Raw genomic sequence first — 258 nt, 5'->3', positions numbered from 1 at the left:
AAAGAGTAAAGGTGGATTGCGTAAGATTTTAGCAACCACATGGCGACATCAAAGTGAATTGACACGTAAAGTTAAAGGGGTTTCTCGTCCTGTTGTAGAGGTTCACATTTCCTTATTACCGGAAGGAGCGCGTGCGGCATTGATGGTGCGCTCTGGTGGTGTGTGTATTGCGCAACAAAGTCAAGGTGAGAAAAAAGCTGAGCAAAGGGATCAAAAGGAAAGTGTTTGGGCACGTTATGAGGGTCTTTCCAAGGCACA

1 pseudogene is annotated in these 258 nt (G+C 45.7%); it reads left to right on the top strand.

Features of this window, described 5'->3' with window-relative positions:
* Window positions 1-258, top strand: a pseudogene (locus tag BN338_RS09950) (transposase domain-containing protein); the annotation flags it as partial.

Source organism: Bartonella queenslandensis AUST/NH15, assembly GCF_000312585.1.
Taxonomy (GTDB): Bacteria; Pseudomonadota; Alphaproteobacteria; order Rhizobiales; family Rhizobiaceae; genus Bartonella; species Bartonella queenslandensis_A.
The sequence above is the reverse complement of the archived record's forward strand: the minus strand, read 5'-3'. Positions and strand labels throughout refer to the sequence as shown.